12 protein-coding genes are annotated in these 18,253 nt (G+C 67.2%); 11 read left to right on the top strand and 1 reads right to left on the bottom strand.

Annotated features, from left to right (window positions below; genetic code table 11):
* Position 1: 1 nt before the first annotated feature.
* Positions 2–5,002, bottom strand: coding sequence for a dermonecrotic toxin domain-containing protein (locus tag PRtIB026_RS16500; protein ID WP_267812524.1), 5,001 nt, complete (start codon positions 5,000–5,002; stop codon positions 2–4).
* Positions 5,003–5,224: 222 nt separating this feature from the next.
* Here PRtIB026_RS16500 and PRtIB026_RS16495 point away from each other — a divergent pair, with 222 nt between their 5' ends.
* The 11 genes from PRtIB026_RS16495 to PRtIB026_RS16445 all read left to right on the top strand — a co-directional run bounded on the left by PRtIB026_RS16495 (position 5,225) and on the right by PRtIB026_RS16445 (position 18,035).
* The gene (locus tag PRtIB026_RS16495; RefSeq protein ID WP_203646423.1) at positions 5,225–5,647 is read left to right on the top strand and encodes a VOC family protein; all 423 of its coding nucleotides are present in this window, start codon (positions 5,225–5,227) and stop codon (positions 5,645–5,647) included.
* Positions 5,648–6,212: 565 nt separating this feature from the next.
* A complete protein-coding gene (locus PRtIB026_RS16490; protein WP_203646424.1) occupies positions 6,213–7,028 on the top strand; it encodes an ABC transporter permease in 816 nt (271 codons plus the stop codon).
* Positions 7,029–7,030: 2 nt separating this feature from the next.
* Entirely contained in the window at positions 7,031–7,792 is a 762-nt protein-coding gene (locus tag PRtIB026_RS16485; RefSeq protein WP_420713583.1) for an ABC transporter ATP-binding protein, read from the top strand.
* Positions 7,789–8,979, top strand: a complete 1,191-nt coding sequence (locus PRtIB026_RS16480) for an acyl-CoA dehydrogenase family protein (RefSeq protein ID WP_203646425.1) — start codon at positions 7,789–7,791, stop codon at positions 8,977–8,979. The genes PRtIB026_RS16485 and PRtIB026_RS16480 overlap by 4 nt, the downstream gene beginning before the upstream one ends.
* Positions 8,976–9,920: a D-isomer specific 2-hydroxyacid dehydrogenase family protein gene (locus PRtIB026_RS16475; RefSeq protein WP_203646426.1), complete on the top strand. Its 945-nt coding sequence runs from the start codon at positions 8,976–8,978 to the stop codon at positions 9,918–9,920. Before PRtIB026_RS16480 ends, PRtIB026_RS16475 begins: the two co-directional genes overlap by 4 nt.
* Positions 9,917–10,735 (top strand): class II aldolase/adducin family protein, encoded by an 819-nt coding sequence (locus tag PRtIB026_RS16470; RefSeq protein WP_203646427.1) that lies wholly within the window; start codon positions 9,917–9,919, stop codon positions 10,733–10,735. Before PRtIB026_RS16475 ends, PRtIB026_RS16470 begins: the two co-directional genes overlap by 4 nt.
* A gap of 15 nt (positions 10,736–10,750) precedes the next feature.
* Positions 10,751–11,707, top strand: coding sequence for an ABC transporter substrate-binding protein (locus PRtIB026_RS16465; protein WP_203646428.1), 957 nt, complete (start codon positions 10,751–10,753; stop codon positions 11,705–11,707).
* A gap of 160 nt (positions 11,708–11,867) precedes the next feature.
* Positions 11,868–13,064 carry a dipeptidase gene (locus PRtIB026_RS16460; protein WP_244670882.1) on the top strand — a complete coding sequence of 399 codons (1,197 nt, stop codon included), beginning with the start codon at positions 11,868–11,870 and terminating at the stop codon, positions 13,062–13,064.
* 320 nt (positions 13,065–13,384) lie between these two features.
* Positions 13,385–14,959 carry a flavin monoamine oxidase family protein gene (locus tag PRtIB026_RS16455; RefSeq protein WP_203646430.1) on the top strand — a complete coding sequence of 525 codons (1,575 nt, stop codon included), beginning with the start codon at positions 13,385–13,387 and terminating at the stop codon, positions 14,957–14,959.
* Positions 14,960–15,034: 75 nt separating this feature from the next.
* On the top strand, positions 15,035–15,529 hold the full coding sequence (locus PRtIB026_RS16450; RefSeq protein WP_110737047.1) for a RidA family protein: 495 nt from the start codon (positions 15,035–15,037) through the stop codon (positions 15,527–15,529).
* Positions 15,530–15,584: 55 nt separating this feature from the next.
* Positions 15,585–18,035, top strand: coding sequence for a TonB-dependent receptor plug domain-containing protein (locus tag PRtIB026_RS16445; RefSeq protein WP_203646432.1), 2,451 nt, complete (start codon positions 15,585–15,587; stop codon positions 18,033–18,035).
* Positions 18,036–18,253: the final 218 nt, after the last annotated feature.

Below are 18,253 nucleotides of genomic sequence, written 5' to 3'. Positions count from 1 at the left end.
TTCAGTCGTTGGGATCGCGGCGGGTGGTCAGGCGCAGGTAGAGGCCGTCTTCGTCCTCCTCCAGGCCCTGGGCCATGCGGTTCATGCCCGCGATGTAAAGCTCGTTGGTGATGGCCAGGCGCAGGGGCTGGCCATCATCGCCAAGGGGGCTGCGGCCCAGTGCCTGGGTCAGGGCCTCGATTACCGGGGGTTCCAGCGTGCCCTCCAGTTCATTGCCTTCCAGGTAATCCAAGCCGACGTCCCAGCGGCGCCTGAGCGCATCGAAGCGGGTACTGCACTCCCGGCGCAGCAGACGACGCCAGGTTGGATGACGGGAGATCCATTGGCGACGTAAATCTGCGCTGGCGTCTTGTATCTCGACCTCGTCATGTACCGCGTCTTCGGTCCACGTAGAGACCTCGGCGGTTTGCCGGTAAAGCATCTCCTGCTGCGGTTCGGGGAAATCGAGACGCCTCGACAAGCGGGTGCGCAGGGCCAGGCGGATCTCGATCAGATCCAGACCTTCGCCCAGGCCGTTGTGCAACACGTCGTCCGACAGCGTATCGAAGCGATGCAGGTCCGGCAGCGCAGGCCTGGCGCCACGCTCGCCCAGCGGCCGGGCTTGCCAGGCGTCCAAGACTCGCAGTGCATCGCGCCGCGCCAGTCGCGCGTTATAGAGGTCCTGTGCCAGGGCGTTCACCTGATCACGCCGGAACAGGCGCCGGAAGAATTGGAACAGAGGTGGTGTGGCAATCTCCATGCCTGCGGTTTCATCGTAGGCCATGACTTCGATTTGCAGCGTACCGAACCCATCGGCACCGGCATCACCGCAACTGACCGGGAATGCGGCGGCCACCTCGTTCAGCCGCCTGCGCAGGCGGCTACTGGCAGCTGCCCGGTCAAGCAGCGTCCAGACCTGGCGGGCAAAGACCTCGGGTTGACGCAGCGCACTGGCCGACATGCCGACCTGTTCGACCACATCACGCAGGCAGGCATTGCGGTCACCTTCAAATAGTGCGTTCCAGGTGGCTTGCTGGGCATTGCTGGCGTTGTTCAGCCAGGTTGTTCGCTGCGCTGAAGCTGGAAGAGGTTCCGCGACTGCTTCTTCCTCGACGGAGGCGCCGATTACCCTGAGACTTTCTCGGGTCCGTTCATCCAATGGGTTGTAATTGAAGCGCCAGCGATAATTGGCGCGCCTTGCCAGCAGATGGTCGAAATAGGCAGAGTTCAGGAGGGTGTCGAAATCGGGAACCTGCCCGATGCGATTCATGCTCAGGTCCACTTCGCGCAGCATGCAGGGGGTGCGTTGCATCAAGGTGCTGAGCCCGGTGGGCCACTGCTGAAGTTGGCCGCTGTCCAGGCGCAGGGTGGCCAGATTTTCCAGGCCGCTCAGGTCTGGACTGAGGCCCAGCGGATTCAGGGTCAGGTGCAAGTGCCGCAATTCGCGCATTGAACGGAACGCGCCCGCCATGTCCGCATCCAGCGCAATGCGGTTGGCCCGCAAGTCCAGGTTCTCCAGGCGCAGGCCTGCGATCATCTGCAGGTCCGCCAGGGTGAGGGTCAGACGGTTGCGGGGCAGTTCCAGGCTGCGCAGATTGTTCAGGGTCGGCAATACCTCGTGGGCGGTGACCGGCAGCTGACCCAGGCGCGCACTGCTCAAGCGCAGTTCTCGAAGTTGCGGGGCATTGCGCAGCGCTCGCAGGAGCGATGTGGCGCTGAGTTGCGGGCTGCTGCGTACATCGACTCGGCGCAATGACGGGAAGGCCTGCAAAAAGTCGGCGGGTATCTCGATCACATTGAGGTTCTCCAGCGTCAGCGTGGTGATGTGATCGAAACGTGTCGATAGCGGCGGCAGCGCATCGAGGGCGACATTGGACAGGCTGAGCATCTCGCCGTCCAGGCGTTGCCAGGCCCGGATCAGCCGGTCGGTGGTGGTGGTGTAAAACGCGCCGACTTCCTCGCCCCAGTCGTTGGCGCCTGCGCTGGCCCAGGCGCCAAGTTGCTCGCGCAGCACTGCCAGTTGAGTGCGCATCACCTGTATCTGCTCGGTCGCGCTACCTCTGGCGCGCAGGATGCCCAGCAATTGTCGGATCTCGCGCCCCGTGAGCCCGGGGTACAAGGCGTGCAACTCGCGCTCGGCACGGGAGGCGAACATCCCAGGGCTGAGCGGGTAGCCATACCGGCCATCGCTCAGCCGCAGTGGCGAGCGAAAGCCGGTGGGCATGGGTTGCTGGCCAATCAGCCGGGCGGCGGCGGATCGGTCGGCGAGTGCCGCGTGATAGCGCTGTTGCGCGGACCATTGCGGGTGGCGGGCCACCAGGTTGTCGCTGATGAGCTGGCTATCGGTGTTGGCCAGGCTGTTGCGGTACAGGCCAAGAATTGCACGGTCCAGTCGCACGCGGGCTTGCAGCAGCCGTGCTTCCTCGGCGATACGCAGCGGCACCCGGCCTGCAAGCAGGCTGTCCCGTTCGGCACTGTTGGCCTGGCCGGCCAGTTCGTCGAGTGCCCGCCAGGGCAGGCTGGGAAACTGCCGAGCGATGGCCAGGGTCGCGGGGGAAGCTGCCTTGGGCTGGCTGCTGTACAGACTGTCGAACAGCGATGCCCGCCTTGCGCTCAGCCGGTCGGCCATCAGCGTCTGCAAGGCCTGTTGACGTTGAGCGCCTGGAGTTCCTTCAGGCAGCAGTGCCACCACCGTTTCTTCGTCCAGGTTTTCCAGGACGATCCTGGCCAGGTATCCATTCTCAAGGTCGCTGCGGGTCACCTGTATCACCTGGTCGCCGAGCCGGTTGCGGCCATAGCGGGTGGCGCTGCCCATGGGCTCGGCACCGTCGAACACCTCCAGCGCCACATCCTCGGGCCAGCCGGGCAGTTCGCCGAGTACGCTGATGGCGAATTGTTTGTAGGCGGCCAGCGGACGGCCCTGGCGGGTTCGGGCGATGATGGTGTCGGCGGTGCTGTCGGCGTTCAACCGTCGCAGGGCGTCCTCGAGCAATGGCGCAGGGCGTCTGCCGTCGGCGTGGGCCTGTTCCAGCACGCCACGCTCCAGGCCGCTGCTGTCGAGTGCGGCCAGCAGGTCCTCATCGGTCAACCCCTTGCAGAGTGGGCCGAGACGACGCATCAGCTTGACCCGAGGCCACGCCTGAGGCCGCTCGTGCGCCACGCGCCAAGCGCCGTTGCCATTGCCGTGCAAGCGTGGCTGGTAGGCCTGTGGATCGTCCGGGTGGAGGATTCGCCAGTCCCCCCCGGCATCTTTGCGGACCTCGTGGAGGGCATCGTCCAGTTCCAGGAAATGCCGATCGTCATACTGCAGGATGCCTTCATCGTCCGGCTGCAGGTCCACCGGCAGTTCGACCGGGCTGCGATAGGGCGCGAGCTGAGGCTGCCACAGCCGTTCCTGGTCATCGAGCCGGAGGCTTTCCATCCAGTCGACGAAGCCCGAGGCCTTGGCCAGCCTGGCGACACCGGCGATGGCGACCACACTGCCGAGGTTGACGAGCAACGACTCGACCTGGCTCACGGCCTGGGCGTTGTCACCTTCGGACCAGGCCTCGAAACCGTGGAAGATGCTGCTCATCACCTGGCCGGCGCCTACGGCCAGCATGGCGACGTCCAGGCCCGGAACGAACATGGCCGCCACCCCCAGCAGGGTCAGGCCGCGTTCGCCCCACAGCATCAGGCGTTCCTCCCGGGCCTTGGTGTCGATATCCGCCGTCGGTACCGCTACCCTGCGAGCGTCGTCCAGCAGCCGCTGCACATGGTCGTTGAACAGCTTGGGCCACACCGGGAAGGCAATGGGCGTTTCATGTACCGCCAGCGCGGGGAAGCGGACGGGACGCGGTGCTGACTGATCATCTGATTCGCTGGCAATCTCCCTTCCTTGCCAGGGATGCGTGGCGGGCTCGGTCTCGGCAAAGGCCGGGGAAGGTGTCTCGAGAGGGGTCACTTCGGCCAGTGGGCCTTCGAACAACCTGGCCTTGAGTTTTCTTGCCAGCTCCGGGCGATCCTTCAGGGCGACATGTTCCAGAAAACGTTCGCGATAGTCGGGCTCCAGCAAGCGGCGACGCAGGTACCTGCCGAAGGCCAGCAGGTTGATGAATTCCTGTACAGGCCGATCGTCGTCGAAGGGCAGGTAGGCGATATAGACGGGATCGGACTGTCCGTCTGCCGCCAATAGCCACAGGTCGTGCAGTTGCGTGCCCAGCATGCTCAAGGTCCGCACAGAGGCTGTTGCCGCTCCGTAACCTGGCGCCTGGTCGCTGGCGCAGAGCTGGAGCAAAGCCTGGAGACCATCATCGGTCAGGTGTCCACGCATATGGGCGATCAGCGCCTGCGCGGTGAGTTCGTCGCGCCGCGCCTGGCTCCACAGCGGTTGCAGCACGTTTTTTCGCCTACCGCCATAGAAGCTTCGCAGGTGCTGCTGATAGCGCTTGCCCAGGTCGAGCGCACGGCAGTGGCCGACAAAAGCGCTGGTACTCAGACCTGGGACCGGGGTGGTGTCGTCGACGCTGAGCTGCAAGGTGCTGAAGGGGCCGACTTCGGCCATGCCTTCGAAGTTGTGCAGGGCGGCTTCGAGCAGGCTGGTGAGGGTGGCGGCGCCGGACGGTTGTGCGCTCGGGATCGCAGGGCGAGGCCTGTCATGGGAGGCATCTGGATCGGGGAACCCGCCCTCCAGACCCTGGGTGAATGGTTGACGGCTGAACTGCGCTTGCGTGAGGGAAACCTGAACGCCCAACCGCGCCTTCAGCAAAGGTTCGCAGAACTCGGTAATGCCCTGCAGGCCCTGCAAGGCCTTGGCCAGTGCCTTGCTGCTGGCCGCACGCTGCTTGATGGCTTGGCGCAATTCGGCTTGTCGGACAGGGGACGCCAGGACGAACCAGTCCGCGAGCTGCCCGTCCGGTTGGACGTGCTCCCGGTGGGCGCGGCGCAACAACCTTTGAGCGTGGGCTGGCTGCAGCTGTCTGGTCCAGCCTGGCAGGCTGCGCAGGATCTGTTGCCGGTGGTAGGGCGGGTCGATGCTATGCATGGTCGCATTCCAATGAAGGGGAGCGGCCATTCAAGTGCAGGTGGCAAGGTCTCGGGCGGTACATAATTGAGCCGCCGCCAGGGTGATGGCTGACACGCCCCAGACCGTTTGGCCCACAGCATCTGCGGCGGACTCACCGTCGGCCATTGACGGCGACGGCCTAGGGTCAGTCGGCGGGGACGCTGCTATGGTCTAGACAAAGCCTGAACGTGGAGCACTGCCATGCCAGCTTTCACCATCCTGCATATCGACCACCTGGTCCTGCGCGTCGGCGATCTGCAGCGCAGCCTGGCCTTCTACCATGAACTGCTTGGCTGTCCGGTGCGCAAACGCCGGGATTCGCTGGGCATGATCCACCTGGGGGCCGGCGACGGCCTGATCGACCTGGTGGCGATCGACGGCCCGCTGGGGCGCCAGGGCGGCGCGCAGCCCGGCCCGACCGGGCACAATGTCGATCATTTCTGCCTGCGCATCGAGCCGTTCGACGAACCGTCGCTGAGCGCACTGCTGCGCGATGCCGGGGTACGGGTCGAGGCCGCGCAGAAACGCTACGGGGCTGAAGGCGAGGGTGTCTCGCTGTATTGCTATGACCCTGATGGCAATCGGGTCGAACTCAAGGGGCCGCCGTTGGGTAGGGAGTTTTAGAGGCAGGCCGTCAAGGTTGTTGGGCGTTGACCGAGTGAGGCTACCAGGTGTCCGCCGCAACCCTTGCAGCGCCTATCAGATCGAGCGCCGCCCGCGCGGCGCATCGCGGCACAAGGCCGCTCCTACATTTGTTGCAACGTGCCAAACCTGTCAGGCCATGGTTGCCCGCCTTGGTGCATGTCTTGAGACAGGTTAGGCGGCAGTAGTGCCCACAAGGCGGCCCAGGTAATGGCACAGGTTTGACTGGCCCGAAACAGATGTAGGAGCGGCCTTGTGCCGCGATGCGCCGCGCGGGCGGCGCTCGATCTTGAGGGCGCTGCAAGGGTTGCGGCGGACACCTGGCGGCCATCACGCAAGCAATAGCCCTGCACCCGAACACTTAAAATATTATTTATATAATAACGATCAATAAATGCACATTTTCTATATTAGGTTAGAAGCAGATCGAATTTCACGTCCCTTTTTAAGATCGATAGCATAAGGATCAAGCCAGGCACCGGCGGGCTCGATCCACACTCCCGCCACCGCCAGCAATCAATGGAACGGCCTTGAGCGAGGAGATGGAATGTCCCGGCACAGCAACACCCTGGTACCCATCACAGCCCTGCTGCACTGGCAGGGCTTTCGCAATCTGGGCCTGCGACTGGTCAGCCCGTTGCTGCTGCTGGCGGCCTGGGAGCTTGCCTCGCGCAGCGGCCTGCTACCGCCGCGAATCATCGCCGCGCCCAGCGCCATCGGCGACACCCTCTGGCAGATGATCGTCAGCGGCGAGCTGGCCGGGCACCTGTGGGTGTCCCTCCAGCGCGCCCTGAGCGGCCTGGCCATCGGTGTCAGCGTGGGCACTCTGCTGGCCTTGCTCGCAGGCCTGTCACGGCGCGGCGAGCTGGCCATCGACTCGCCGGTGCAGATGCTGCGCACCTTGCCGTTCCTGGCCATCGTGCCGCTGTTCATCCTGTGGTTCGGCGTGGGCGAGACGCCCAAGATCGCCCTGATTGCCCTGGGTACCACCTTCCCGGTGTACCTCACCCTGTTCTCCGGCATCCGCGGCGTCGACCCCAAGTTGGTGGAGGCCGGGCAACTGTTCGGCCTGGGCCGCCTGGGGCTGGTCTGGCATGTGATCCTGCCCGGCGCGCTGCCGGCATTCTTCGTCGGCCTGCGCTACGCCTTCGGCATCAGCTGGCTGGGCCTGGTGGTGGTCGAGCAGATCAACGCCAGTGCTGGCCTGGGTTACCTGGTCAATGACGCCCGCGACTTCATGCGCACCGATGTCATCGTCATCTGCCTGATCGTCTACAGCGTGCTGGGCCTGTCCATCGACGCCCTGGTGCGCCTGCTCGAACGCCTGGCCCTGGCCTGGCGCCCCACCTTCATAAGGAACTGACCATGGAAGTCGCACTGCAACGCCTGCGCCCCCCGGTGCGGGTGCGCGGGCTCACGCGCAGGTTCTTGGGCCACACGGTGCTCGACGGCCTGGACCTGGACCTGGCGCCCGGCGAATTCGTTGCCTTGCTCGGCCGCAGCGGCTCGGGAAAGACCACCCTGCTGCGGGCGCTGGCCGGGCTCGACCGGGTGGAGGCGGGCACCCTGGAGGTGCCCGGCGCCCATGCGGCGGTGTTCCAGGAGCCGCGGCTGATGCCCTGGAAGCGGGCCTGGCGCAATGTCGTCCTGGGCCTGAAGGGCGCCGAGCCGAAAGCGCGTGCCCTGGCGGCGCTGCGCGAGGTGGGCCTGGCGCACCGCACCGAGGCCTGGCCGGGCACCCTGTCCGGCGGCGAGGCCCAGCGCGTGGCCCTGGCCCGGGCATTGGTGCGCGAGCCGCAACTGCTGCTGCTCGACGAGCCGTTCGCCGCGCTGGATGCCTTGACCCGCATCCGCATGCACCAGTTGATCCTCGAACTGTGGCGCACCCATCAGCCGTCGGTGCTGCTGGTCACCCACGACGTCGACGAGGCCTTGCTGCTGGCCGACCGCGTGGTGGTGCTGGAGGCGGGGCGCCTCGCCGAGCAGATCCCGATCCGCCTGCCGCGTCACCGCGAGGTGGCCAGCCGTGGCTTCCAGGAACTGCGCCAACACCTGCTGGCCCTGCTCGGCGTCGAAGCGCCCGCGGCCAGCCATGCCCACACCCTCGCACGGACCGCCCAACGATGAGCCTCGACCTGCACACCAGCGCCAAGGCGCCCGATCTCGATTCACCGGCCTTCGCCGATCTGCTGGCCCACCTGAGCGACGAATTTGCCGCCAGCGCCGCCGAGCACGATCGCCAGGGCAGCTTCCCCCACGCCAACCTGCGCCGCCTGCATGAACACGGCCTGCTGGCCCTGACCGTGCCGCGCCGCCTGGGTGGCAGCGAAGCAACGCTGGCCCAGGCACGGCGGGTGATCGCCGCCGTGGCCCGAGGCGAGCCGTCCACCGCCCTGGTACTGGTGATGCAGTACCTGCAGCATGCCCGCCTGCAGCAGAACCAGGCCTGGCCCGAGCACCTGCGCCTGCGCCTGGCCCGCGAGGCGGTGACTGACGGCGCGCTGGTCAACGCCCTGCGCGTCGAGCCGGAGCTGGGCACCCCGGCGCGGGGCGGCCTGCCGGGCACCGTCGCCCGGCGGGTGGCCGAGGGCTGGCGGATCAGCGGGCGCAAGATCTACTCCACCGGCATCCCCGGGCTGACCTGGCTGGCGGTGTGGGCACGCAGCGACGAGGCCGAACCGCGGGTCGGCACCTGGCTGGTGCACCGCGACACGCCGGGCATCCGCATCGAGGAAACCTGGGACCACCTGGGCATGCGTGCCACCTGCAGCCACGATGTGATTTTCGATGATGTACTGGTGCCCGCCGAACAGGCCGTGGATGTCCTCCCGGCGCACCAGCCACGCCCGTCCGAGCTCGACCACAACGGCGTACTGTGGCTGGCCGTGCTGCTGTCGAGCATCTACGACGGCGTCGCCCGGGCCGCCCGCGACTGGCTGGTGGGCTGGCTGGCCGGGCGCACGCCGGCCAACCTCGGCGCGCCGCTGTCGAGCCTGTCGCGATTCCAGGAACTGGTGGGGCGCATCGATGCCTTGCTGCTGTCCAACCGGGTCCTGCTCGACGCCGCCGCCGAAGGGCGCATCCCGGCGAGCGAGGCCACCCAGGTCAAGTACCTGGTGACCACCCAGGCCATCAGCGCTGTCGAGCTGGGCGTGGAGGCCATAGGCAACCCGGCGCTGGCCCGGGGCAACCCGCTTGAGCGGCATTACCGCGACGTGCTGTGCAGTCGTATCCACACACCACAGAACGACGCGGTGCTCGGCGCCGCCGGTCGCGCGGCGTTCGCCTTGCCCAGCCGTGGCGGCCAGGCATGAGCGGCGTGCGTATCGCCAGCCAGCTGGACGCCCGGTTCAACGCGTTGCTGGCCGCCGCCGTGCCGGGCGTGGAGATCCTGGCGCTGCCCAGGGGTGTGCCCCATGGCCTGCCGGACGATGTACGGGTCCTTTTGGCCGCGCCCGACGCTAGCCTGCGTGACGCCGTTGCGCCGCCCTCGGGCTGGCCGTTCGGGCTCGGCTTCGTGCAATTGGTCAGCTCCGGCATCGACTACTTTCCCGGCTGGCTGCTCAAGCCGCTGCCTGTGGCCAGTGCTCGCGGGGTGACGGCGGACAGCCTGGCCGAATTCGCCCTGGCATCGATGTTCGCCGCCGCCAAGCAACTGCCACATCTGTGGATCGACGAACCCGGGCAATGGCAACCACGTCCGCTGGCCTCGCTGGCCGGCAGCACCTTGGGTCTCTACGGCTTCGGGCGGATCGGCCAGGCCCTGGCGCGCAAGGCCCTGGCCCTGGACATCGAGGTGATTGCCCTGCGCCGTTCGGCCAGGCCGTTCGAGGTGCCCGGCGTACGGGGCGTGGCCAGCCTCGAGGAGCTGTTCGCCCGCGCCGATCACCTGGTGCTGGCGGCGCCGGCCGACCCGTCTACCCGGCATGTGGTCGATCGGCGCAGCCTCGCCCACGCCAAGCCCAGCCTGCACCTGATCAATATTGCCCGTGGCGCCCTGGTGGACCAGGACGCCTTGCTCGAGGCCCTGGACAGTGGCCAGGTGGCGCTGGCCAGCCTCGACGTCACCGAGCCCGAGCCGCTGCCGGCCGGGCACCGGCTGTACAGCCACCCCCAGGTCCGGCTGAGCCCCCACACCTCGGCCAACACGCCGCAGGTGTACCGCAACCTCGCCGCGCTGTTGGCGCGCAACCTCGACCATTTCCGTAGCGGACGACCGCTGGAGAACCTGCTGGCCCAAGGAGAGACCGCATGAGCGCCAGGCTGAGCCGCCTACCCACCGCCTATTCATTGCCCCGCGACGGCCACACCGTGCATCGCTGGCAGGACCCGCCGCAACAATCGACTCACGAGGCCGAGCGGTTGCTGCGCAAGCAGCGCCTGGCCGGTTCGTTCCGGCTGTTCGCCCGGCACGGCTTCGACATGGGCGGCGCCGGCCATATTACCGTGCGCGACCCTCAGTACCCCGATCACTTCTGGGTCAATCCGGTGGGCGTGTACTTCGGCCATATCCGCGTCAGCGACCTGCTGCTGGTCAACCCACGGGGCGAGATCGTCGAAGGGCAGGGCGCGTTGAACCTGGCCGCCTTCGCCATCCATGCGGCGCTGCACGAGGCGCGTCCGGACGTGGTGGCCGCCGCCCATGCCCATTCGTTGTACGGCAAGGCGTGGTCGAGCCTGGGACGCCTGCTCGACCCGCTGACCCAGGACGCCTGCGCCTTTCATGGCAAGCACGCGCTGTTCGACAACTTCACCGGGGTGGTGCTGGAGGCCAGCGAGGGGGCGCGTATCGCCGCCACCCTGGGGCCGGACAAGGTCGCGCTGATCCTGCAGAACCATGGGCTGCTCACGGTCGGGCGCACGGTAGAGGCCGCGGTGTGGCGCTTCATCGCCCTGGACAACGCCGCCCATGCGCAACTGCTGGCCGAGGCCGCCGGCACGCCGCGGCCGATCCCGGCGGCGGTGGCCGAGCACACCGCGCGCCAGGTCGGCACCGAGTTCGGCGGCTGGTTCAGCTTCCAGCCGTACTGGGACCGCCTGCTGCGCGACGAACCCGATTTTCTCGACTGAGTGCAAGGAGGCGCCATGAATCGCCGTCGTTTTCTGCAGTACAGCGCCCTGGGCGGGCTCGCCTGCGCGCTGCCCGGCGCCTTTGCCCGCGACTGGCAGGGGCTGACCCTGGGCGTGGCCACCTACAAGGGCGCCGCGCCGACCTTCTTCGAGGAGGCCGGCATCGAGCGCCCGCCCTACGCGGTGAAATACGCCGAGTTCAACGGCGGCAACCTCGGCTTTGAAGCGTTGATCAGCGGTACCCTGGACCTGGCGCCGATGAGCGAGATCCCGCCGATCTTCGGCATCCGCAACCAGGCGCCGGTCAGGCTCATCGCCGTGCTGACCGGTGACGTCAACAACCAGGCCTTTGTCGTGCCCAAGGGCTCGACCATGCAGTCGCTGGCCGAGCTGCCGGGCAAGCGCGTGGGGTACATCCGCTCCACGTCCTCGCACTACATGCTGCTGCGCGCCCTCAAGGACCAGGGCCTGACCCTGGCGGACATCCAGCCCCTGGCGCTGACGCCCCAGGATGGTTTCGCCGCGTTCCAGAACGGCAACCTGGATGTCTGGGTGACCTTCGGCTACTTCATCCAGCTGGCCGAGCTGCGCAGCGGGGCGCGGGTGCTGCGCACCGGGCAGGGCTACCTGTCGGGCAACTACGTGATCGCCGCAAACCAGCGGGCGATCGAAGATCCGCGCAAGCGCGCGGCGATCGAGGACTACGTGCGCCGCGAGTACCGCAGCTGGCAGTGGGTGCAGCACCACCCCGAGGCCTGGGCCGCGCGTTGCGAGCAGGTGCTGGGCATTCCCCGGGAAGTGTTCATCGCCCAGTACAAGGCCCAGAGCGGGCCGCGGGTGCTGCAGGCGGTGGACGATGCCGCGGTGCGCTCGCAGCAGGATGTGGCCGACACTTTCTACGCCGCCGGCGTGCTGCCCCAGCGCCTGGATGTGGCGCCGTTGTGGGATCGGAGTTTCAGCTGGGCTTCGTGATTAACGCGGCCCCTCTGTAGGAGCGGCCTTGTGCCGCGAAAGGGCTGCAGAGCAGCCCCGTCGATCTTTGCGACAACGCCAAAATCCTGGGGCCGCTTTGCGGCCCTTTCGCGGCACAAGGCCGCTCCTACAGGGACCGCGCCTGGCAATAAGGAATTCTATGCCTCGCTCAACTCGATATGTCTGGGTGGCGTTGATGCTCGCCTGCGGCTGCGCGCTGGCCGATGTCCGCGCCCTCCACGAACGCCTGATCGTCCTCGACAGCCACCTGGACACGCCCATGCAACTGGCCCGGCCCGGCTGGGACATCGGCCAGCGCCACCGCTATGCCGACGACCTGTCCCAGGTCGACCTGCCGCGCATGCGCGACGGTGGTCTGGACGGCGGTTTCTTCGCCATCTTCACCCCCCAGGGACCGCTCACGCCCGAGGGCCGTACCCTGGCCAGCGAGCATGGCCTGGCGGTGATCACCCGGATCCGCGACATGGTCGCCGCCCGGCCGGACGCATTCGCCCTGGCCACGCGGGCGCAGGAGGTGCCGGCGATCGTCGCCTCCGGCCGGCGGGTGGTGCTGATCAGCATGGAGAATGCCGAACCGCTGGCGGCCGACCCCGGCCGGTTGGCCACTTACCACCGCCTGGGTTTGCGCATGCTGGGCCTGGTGCATGCGCAGAACAACGACTTCGCCGACTCGGCCACCGCGTTGCCGAATTGGCATGGGCTGAGCCCGGCTGGCCGCGAACTGGTGCAGGCGGCCAACCGCCTGGGAATCCTCATTGACGTGTCCCATGCCTCCGATGCGGTGTTCGACCAGGTGCTGGCGTTGTCCAGCGCCCCGGTGATCGCCTCGCATTCCGGGGCCCGGGCCATCGGCCCGCATCCGCGCAATCTCGATGACGAACGATTGCGCCATCTCGCCGCCAAGGGTGGAGTGGTGCAGGTCAACACCTACGCCAGCGACCTGGTGCCGCGTGCGCCGAACCCCGAGCGGGACAAGGCCCTGGCGCCGCTGTACCGGGAGTTCCGCCTGGCGGCCAGCCTGCCGCCGGCGCAGGTGGCGGACCTGGCCCGGCGCATACGCGAGGCCGAAGCCCGGTATCCGTTGCCGGCGACCAGCCTGGACGACTTCATGCGTCATCTGCTGCACATCCTCGAGGTGGTTGGCCCGCGGCATGTCGGCATCGGCGCTGACTGGGACGGTGGTGGAGGGGTGGAGGGGTTGCGCGATGTCAGCCAGTTGCCAGAGATCACTGCGCGGTTGCTGGCGGCGGGGTACAGCGAGCAGGACCTGGCGGATATCTGGGGTGGGAACCTGTTGCGGGTGATGGAAGAAGCGCAATCTACGTGTCCACTGTAGGAGCGGCCTTGTGCCGCGAAAGGGCTGCATCGCAGCCCCCAGGCATTGGTGTCACATCGTCGATCGTCGGGGCCGCCTTGCGGCCCTTTCGCGGCACAAGGCCGCTCCTACAAAAAAGCAGGTGTTTCAAAATAATTATGCGTTCTGCGCAGCATGCAAAGCTTAAGACATTACACATTTTAATATTTGCATATGCTCAAAATGTATTTCTCTTAGCTCATCCCGCTCTCTAGGATGGCTCCACATAGAGCGTTTTCGTAGCTTGAAAACATCAAGTCATAACCGAAAGCGATAACCGTGGACCAGGGAGAGTGCCCGCGATGCCATTGACCAGACGCCAGCTCATTGCCCGTATCGGTATGGTCGGTGGCCTGCAAGCCGCCACGGCGGCCCTGGGGTTGTTCGGGTCGCTGGGCCCGGCGCGGGCCGGCCAGGAGAACTACGCTCAGCTGCCGCTGGCCCGTGTCGGGCAGGGCGCCACTGTCACCGTGGTCGGCGCCGGCATCGGCGGCCTGGTGGCCGCCTACGAGCTGCGCAAGGCCGGCTTTGCCGTCACCCTGCTGGAGGCCCGCGAGCGGGTCGGCGGGCGCAACTGGACCGTGCGCCGGGGTGACCGGGTCGCGTTCACCGATGGCAGCGTGCAAACCGTCGAGTTCGACGATGGTTTCTACCTCAACGCCGGCCCTGGCCGGTTGCCCAGCCATCATCAGCTGATGCTCGGCTACTGCCGCGAACTGGGGGTGGAGCTTGAAGTGCTGGTCAACACCAGCCGCAACGCCCTGGTGCGTCCCGACCTCGACCAGCCACCGATGCAGATCCGCCAGGCGGTCAACGACAGCCGCGGGCACCTGGCCGAACTGCTGGCCAAGGCCGTCGACCGCCAGGCCCTGGACCAGGAGTTGAGCCTGGACGACCGGCGCAACCTGCTGGGCTTCCTGCGCACCTGGGGCGACCTGTCGGAGAAGCTCGAGTACCTGGGTTCGGCGCGCTCCGGCTACAAGGTCTGGCCCGGCGCCGGCGACCAGCAAGCACTGCGCAACGACCCGCTGCCCCTGCGCACCTTGCTCAACCCGGCGCTGGGCACGGCGCTGATGATCGACGAGTACCCGGAGTTCTCGCCGACCATGTTCCAGCCGGTGGGCGGCATGGACCGCATTCCCCTGGCGTTCCAGCGCCACCTGCAGGATGCCCTGCGCCTGGGGGCCGAGGTACGCTCGATTCGCCATTTCGACGACCGGGTGGAGATCGGCTACCAGCAGCATGGCCAGCCACGGCGCATCACCAGCGACTATGCGGTGATCGCCTTGCCGTTGCCGCTGCTGGCGAAGCTCGACAGCAACTTCAGCGCCCCGGTGCGCCAGGCCATCGGCGCCGTGCAGTTCGGTCATGCCAACAAGGTGGCCTGGCAGTCCCGGCGCTTCTGGGAGACCGACTACCAGATCTACGGCGGCCTGTCGTTCATCAACCAGGCGTCGTCCGGGCTGTGGTACCCCAGCGGCGGCTTCAACCAGGCCGAGGGCATTCTCGTCGCCGCCTACAACAACGGCGAGACCGCCCGCCAGTTTGCCGACAAGTCGGTCGCCGAGCAGATCGCCCTGTCGCGCCAGGCCGTGGAGCTGCTGCACCCGGGCCACGGCCACGAACTGCGCAAACCGCTGGTGGTGGACTGGGGGCGCATACCCCACAGCCTCGGGCCGTGGATCAGCCACCCGCTGGCCGACGCCGACTACGACCTGCTCAACCAGGCCCAGGGCCGGGTGCACCTGACCAGCGACGCCCTGGCCCACAGCGGTATCGGTATCTGGCAGGAAACCGCTGCCGGAGCCGCCCGGCGGGTGGTGCGCAACCTGTGCGAGCGTGCCCAGGGCACCTCGCAGAGCTGGCAGACAGCCTGACTACTACACAACTAAAACCATCTGCCAGGTAGCGGACCTCCGAGGCTGGCGCCTACACATCAGTGGAGCTTCGCCATGCCTTTCAAGCACGCCCTTCTGGGGTTGGGGGTCCTGTTCGCCGCGGCCAGCCAGGCCGCCGATATCGAGCGCGTCCCCTCGACCTATCCCAACTCGCCGATCCTGCAGTCGGCGACCCTGCCGCCGGGCACGGCGCTGACCTTCGTCTCCGGCATCCTGCCCGACCCGGCCGACCCCAAGGCGGCCAAGGACGAGCTGCGCGCCAGCGGCGACACCGAGGCGCAGACCGTGGCGGTGCTGCGCAAGGTCGAGGCCGCCCTGGCGCCGCGCGGGCTGGGCCTGGGCGACGTGGTGCAGTTGCGGGTGTACCTGGTGGGCGACCCGGGGTTGCAGGGCCGCATGGATTTCGACGGCCTGCAGCGCGGCTTCCGCCAGTTCTTCGGCAATGACCGTCAACCGTTGAAACCGACACGCACCACGGTGCAGGTGGCCGGGCTGGTGTTGCCCGGCGCCCTGATCGAAGTCGAGGCGGTCGCCGCCAAGGCCCGTTGAACCCCGAACCCGATAGCGGCGGCCGGGCCATGGTCGCCACAAGGAATATCCGCAGATGCCCAAGACCTTCAAGCTTTCCCCCGTGGCCACCGCCCTGGCCCTGAGCCTGGCTGGCGAGGCCATGGCCGCCGAAGACCCGGCGCTGTCCACCGTGGTGGTGACCGGCGTGCGCGGCAGCCAGCAGCGCACCGTGACCGACAGCCCGGTGCCGGTGGACGTGATTTCCGGCGAGCAGTTGCGCACCAGCGGCCAGAACGGCCTCAAGGACATGCTCACGCGCCTGCTGCCCTCGTTCAACGCGCCGACCATCAACGGCGGCGGCACTGCATTCCTGGTGCGCGGCATCAGCATGCGCGGCCTGGGCGGCGACCAGGTGTTGATCCTGGTCAACGGCAAGCGCCGGCACAACACGGCGATGATCAACAACAACGCCCGGGTCGGCACCGCCGCGGTGCCGGTGGACCTCGACCTGATTCCCACCGCGGCGATCGAGCGCATCGAGGTGCTGCGCGACGGCGCGGCGGCGCAGTACGGCTCCGACGCCATCGCCGGGGTGATCAACATCATCCTCAAGCAGGATGCCGAGGGCATCACCTCCGACAGTTCGCTCGGCCAGTACTACGCTGGCGACGGCACCAGCGGCCATGAGGCGGCCAATGCCGGCTTCGGCCTGGGTGACGGCGGCTTCCTCAACCTGTCGTTCGACGCCAAGGTGCAGGAGCCCTACGACCGCGCCGGCGCCGTGCGCGGCAATTTCACCACCTTGGCCAACGGCCAGCCCGACCCGCGCCTGACAGAGCGTCACGGCTGGGGCGAGGAGTACGGCCTGGGCCGCGACCGCACCTACAGTGGCGCCTACAACCTGGAACTGCCGCTGGGCGAGGACCTGAAGCTGTATTCGTTCTCCACCCTCAGCTACCGCGATGGCAAGAAAGTCCTCGGCCACCGCGCGCCCACCGACATCACCGCCACCAACTGGCTGCCCAACGCGCCTTATCCGAAAGGCGGCCAGGCCACCCGCGAAGTGGAGGAGACCGACTACCAAGTGCTCGCTGGCCTCAAGGGACTGGCCGCCAACTGGGATTGGGACCTGTCGACCACCTATGGCCGCGACAAGGCCAAGCTGTACACCGACAACAACCTCAACCTGTCCAACGACCCGTTGCTGAGCCAGCGGCGCTTCCACCTGACCGACGAGATCTTCGACCAGTGGACCACCAACCTGGATTTCAGCCGGGCCCTGGATATCGGCTGGAGCAGTCCGCTGGAAACCTCGTTCGGCGTCGAGTACCGCTGGGAGAAGTACGAGCTTACCGAGGGCGAGCCCAATTCCTACAACTACGGCGACTATGTGATCCCCAGCGGCCCGCTGGCCGGGCGGCGCCCGGACCCGGGGCTGTTCTCGGTCAACGGCACCACCCCGGAGGACGCCGGGCAGATGATCCGCCACAGCGGCGCGGCCTATGTCGACTTCGGTATTAACCTCACCCCACAGTGGTACAGCGCCTTCGCCCTGCGCTATGAGCGCTACAACCAGGAGGTCGGCGAGACCGTCAGCGGCAAGTTCACCACCCGCTACGAGTTCGCCCCGGGCTATGCGGTCAGGGCCGCGGTGAGCAATGGCTTCCGCGCGCCGTCGCTGGCGCAGAACGTGTTTTCCTCGACCAGTTCGGTGACCATTTTCGGCGCCGGCGGCAGCACCAGCACGGCGCGCACCAAGCAGATGCGCCCAGGCTCGCCCGAGGCCATCGCCTTGGGTGCCCAGACCCTGGAGCCGGAAAAGTCGCGCAACTACAGCCTGGGCTTCACCGCCGAACCCACCGACCGCTTGCGCCTGACCGCCGACTTCTACCTGATCGACATCGACGACCGCATCCTGCAGACCGGCGTGCTCACCGGCCCCGCCGTGTCGAGCATCCTGGTGGCCAACGGCCTGTCGCCGGACCTCTCGGGGCAATACTTTGCCAACGCCGCCGACACCCGCACCAAGGGTGTCGACCTGGTGGCCGAGTATCGCCAGCCGCTGGCCGAGTACGGCACCGTGCGCTGGAGCCTGGCTTACAACCACAACAAGACCAGCATCCGCGACCTGGCCGACACCCCGGCGAGCCTGTCGAGCCTGGGCGCGGGCTACGTGCTGTTCGACCGCCAGCAGCAGATCGACCTGACCAAGGCCACACCCAAGGACAAGTGGATCCTCAACAGCAACTACAAGGTCGACGACTGGACGGTGAACCTGACCCTGACCCGCTACGGCGAGTACACCGAAGGCTCGAACATCCCGGCCAACGACCGAACCTACGGCGCCAAGTGGATCACCGATATCGACGTGGCCTACGACCTCACCCAGAACATCACAGTGGCGCTGGGCGCCAACAACCTGTTCGACAAGTACCCGGACAAGATCGGCATCGTGCCCTGGGCCGGGACCTACGAGTACGGCATGTTCTCGCCTTATGGACTGGGTGGGGGGTACTACTACGGCCGTGTGAGCCTGGCGTTCTGATGGGTACTCGCGAAGCTGACGGCTTTCCTGTGGGAGCGGGTTCACCCGCGAACACCGGCATGGCCGGTGCCATCCACCGCGGTGTGCCATTCGCGGGTAAACCCGCTCCCACAGGGGCGTGGCTCGCTGGCGTGTTGCTGTGCCTGATGCTGGGCGTGTCACACGCCGGCCAGCCATGGGAGTTTCCTGCATGATTGAGCGTGGGAGCGGGCTTGCCC

The sequence above is a fragment of the Pseudomonas sp. RtIB026 genome (assembly GCF_016861355.2).
GTDB lineage: Bacteria > Pseudomonadota > Gammaproteobacteria > Pseudomonadales > Pseudomonadaceae > Aquipseudomonas > Aquipseudomonas peradeniyensis.
Note: the sequence above shows the minus strand (reverse complement) of the source record. Positions and strands in the feature narration are given on the sequence as shown.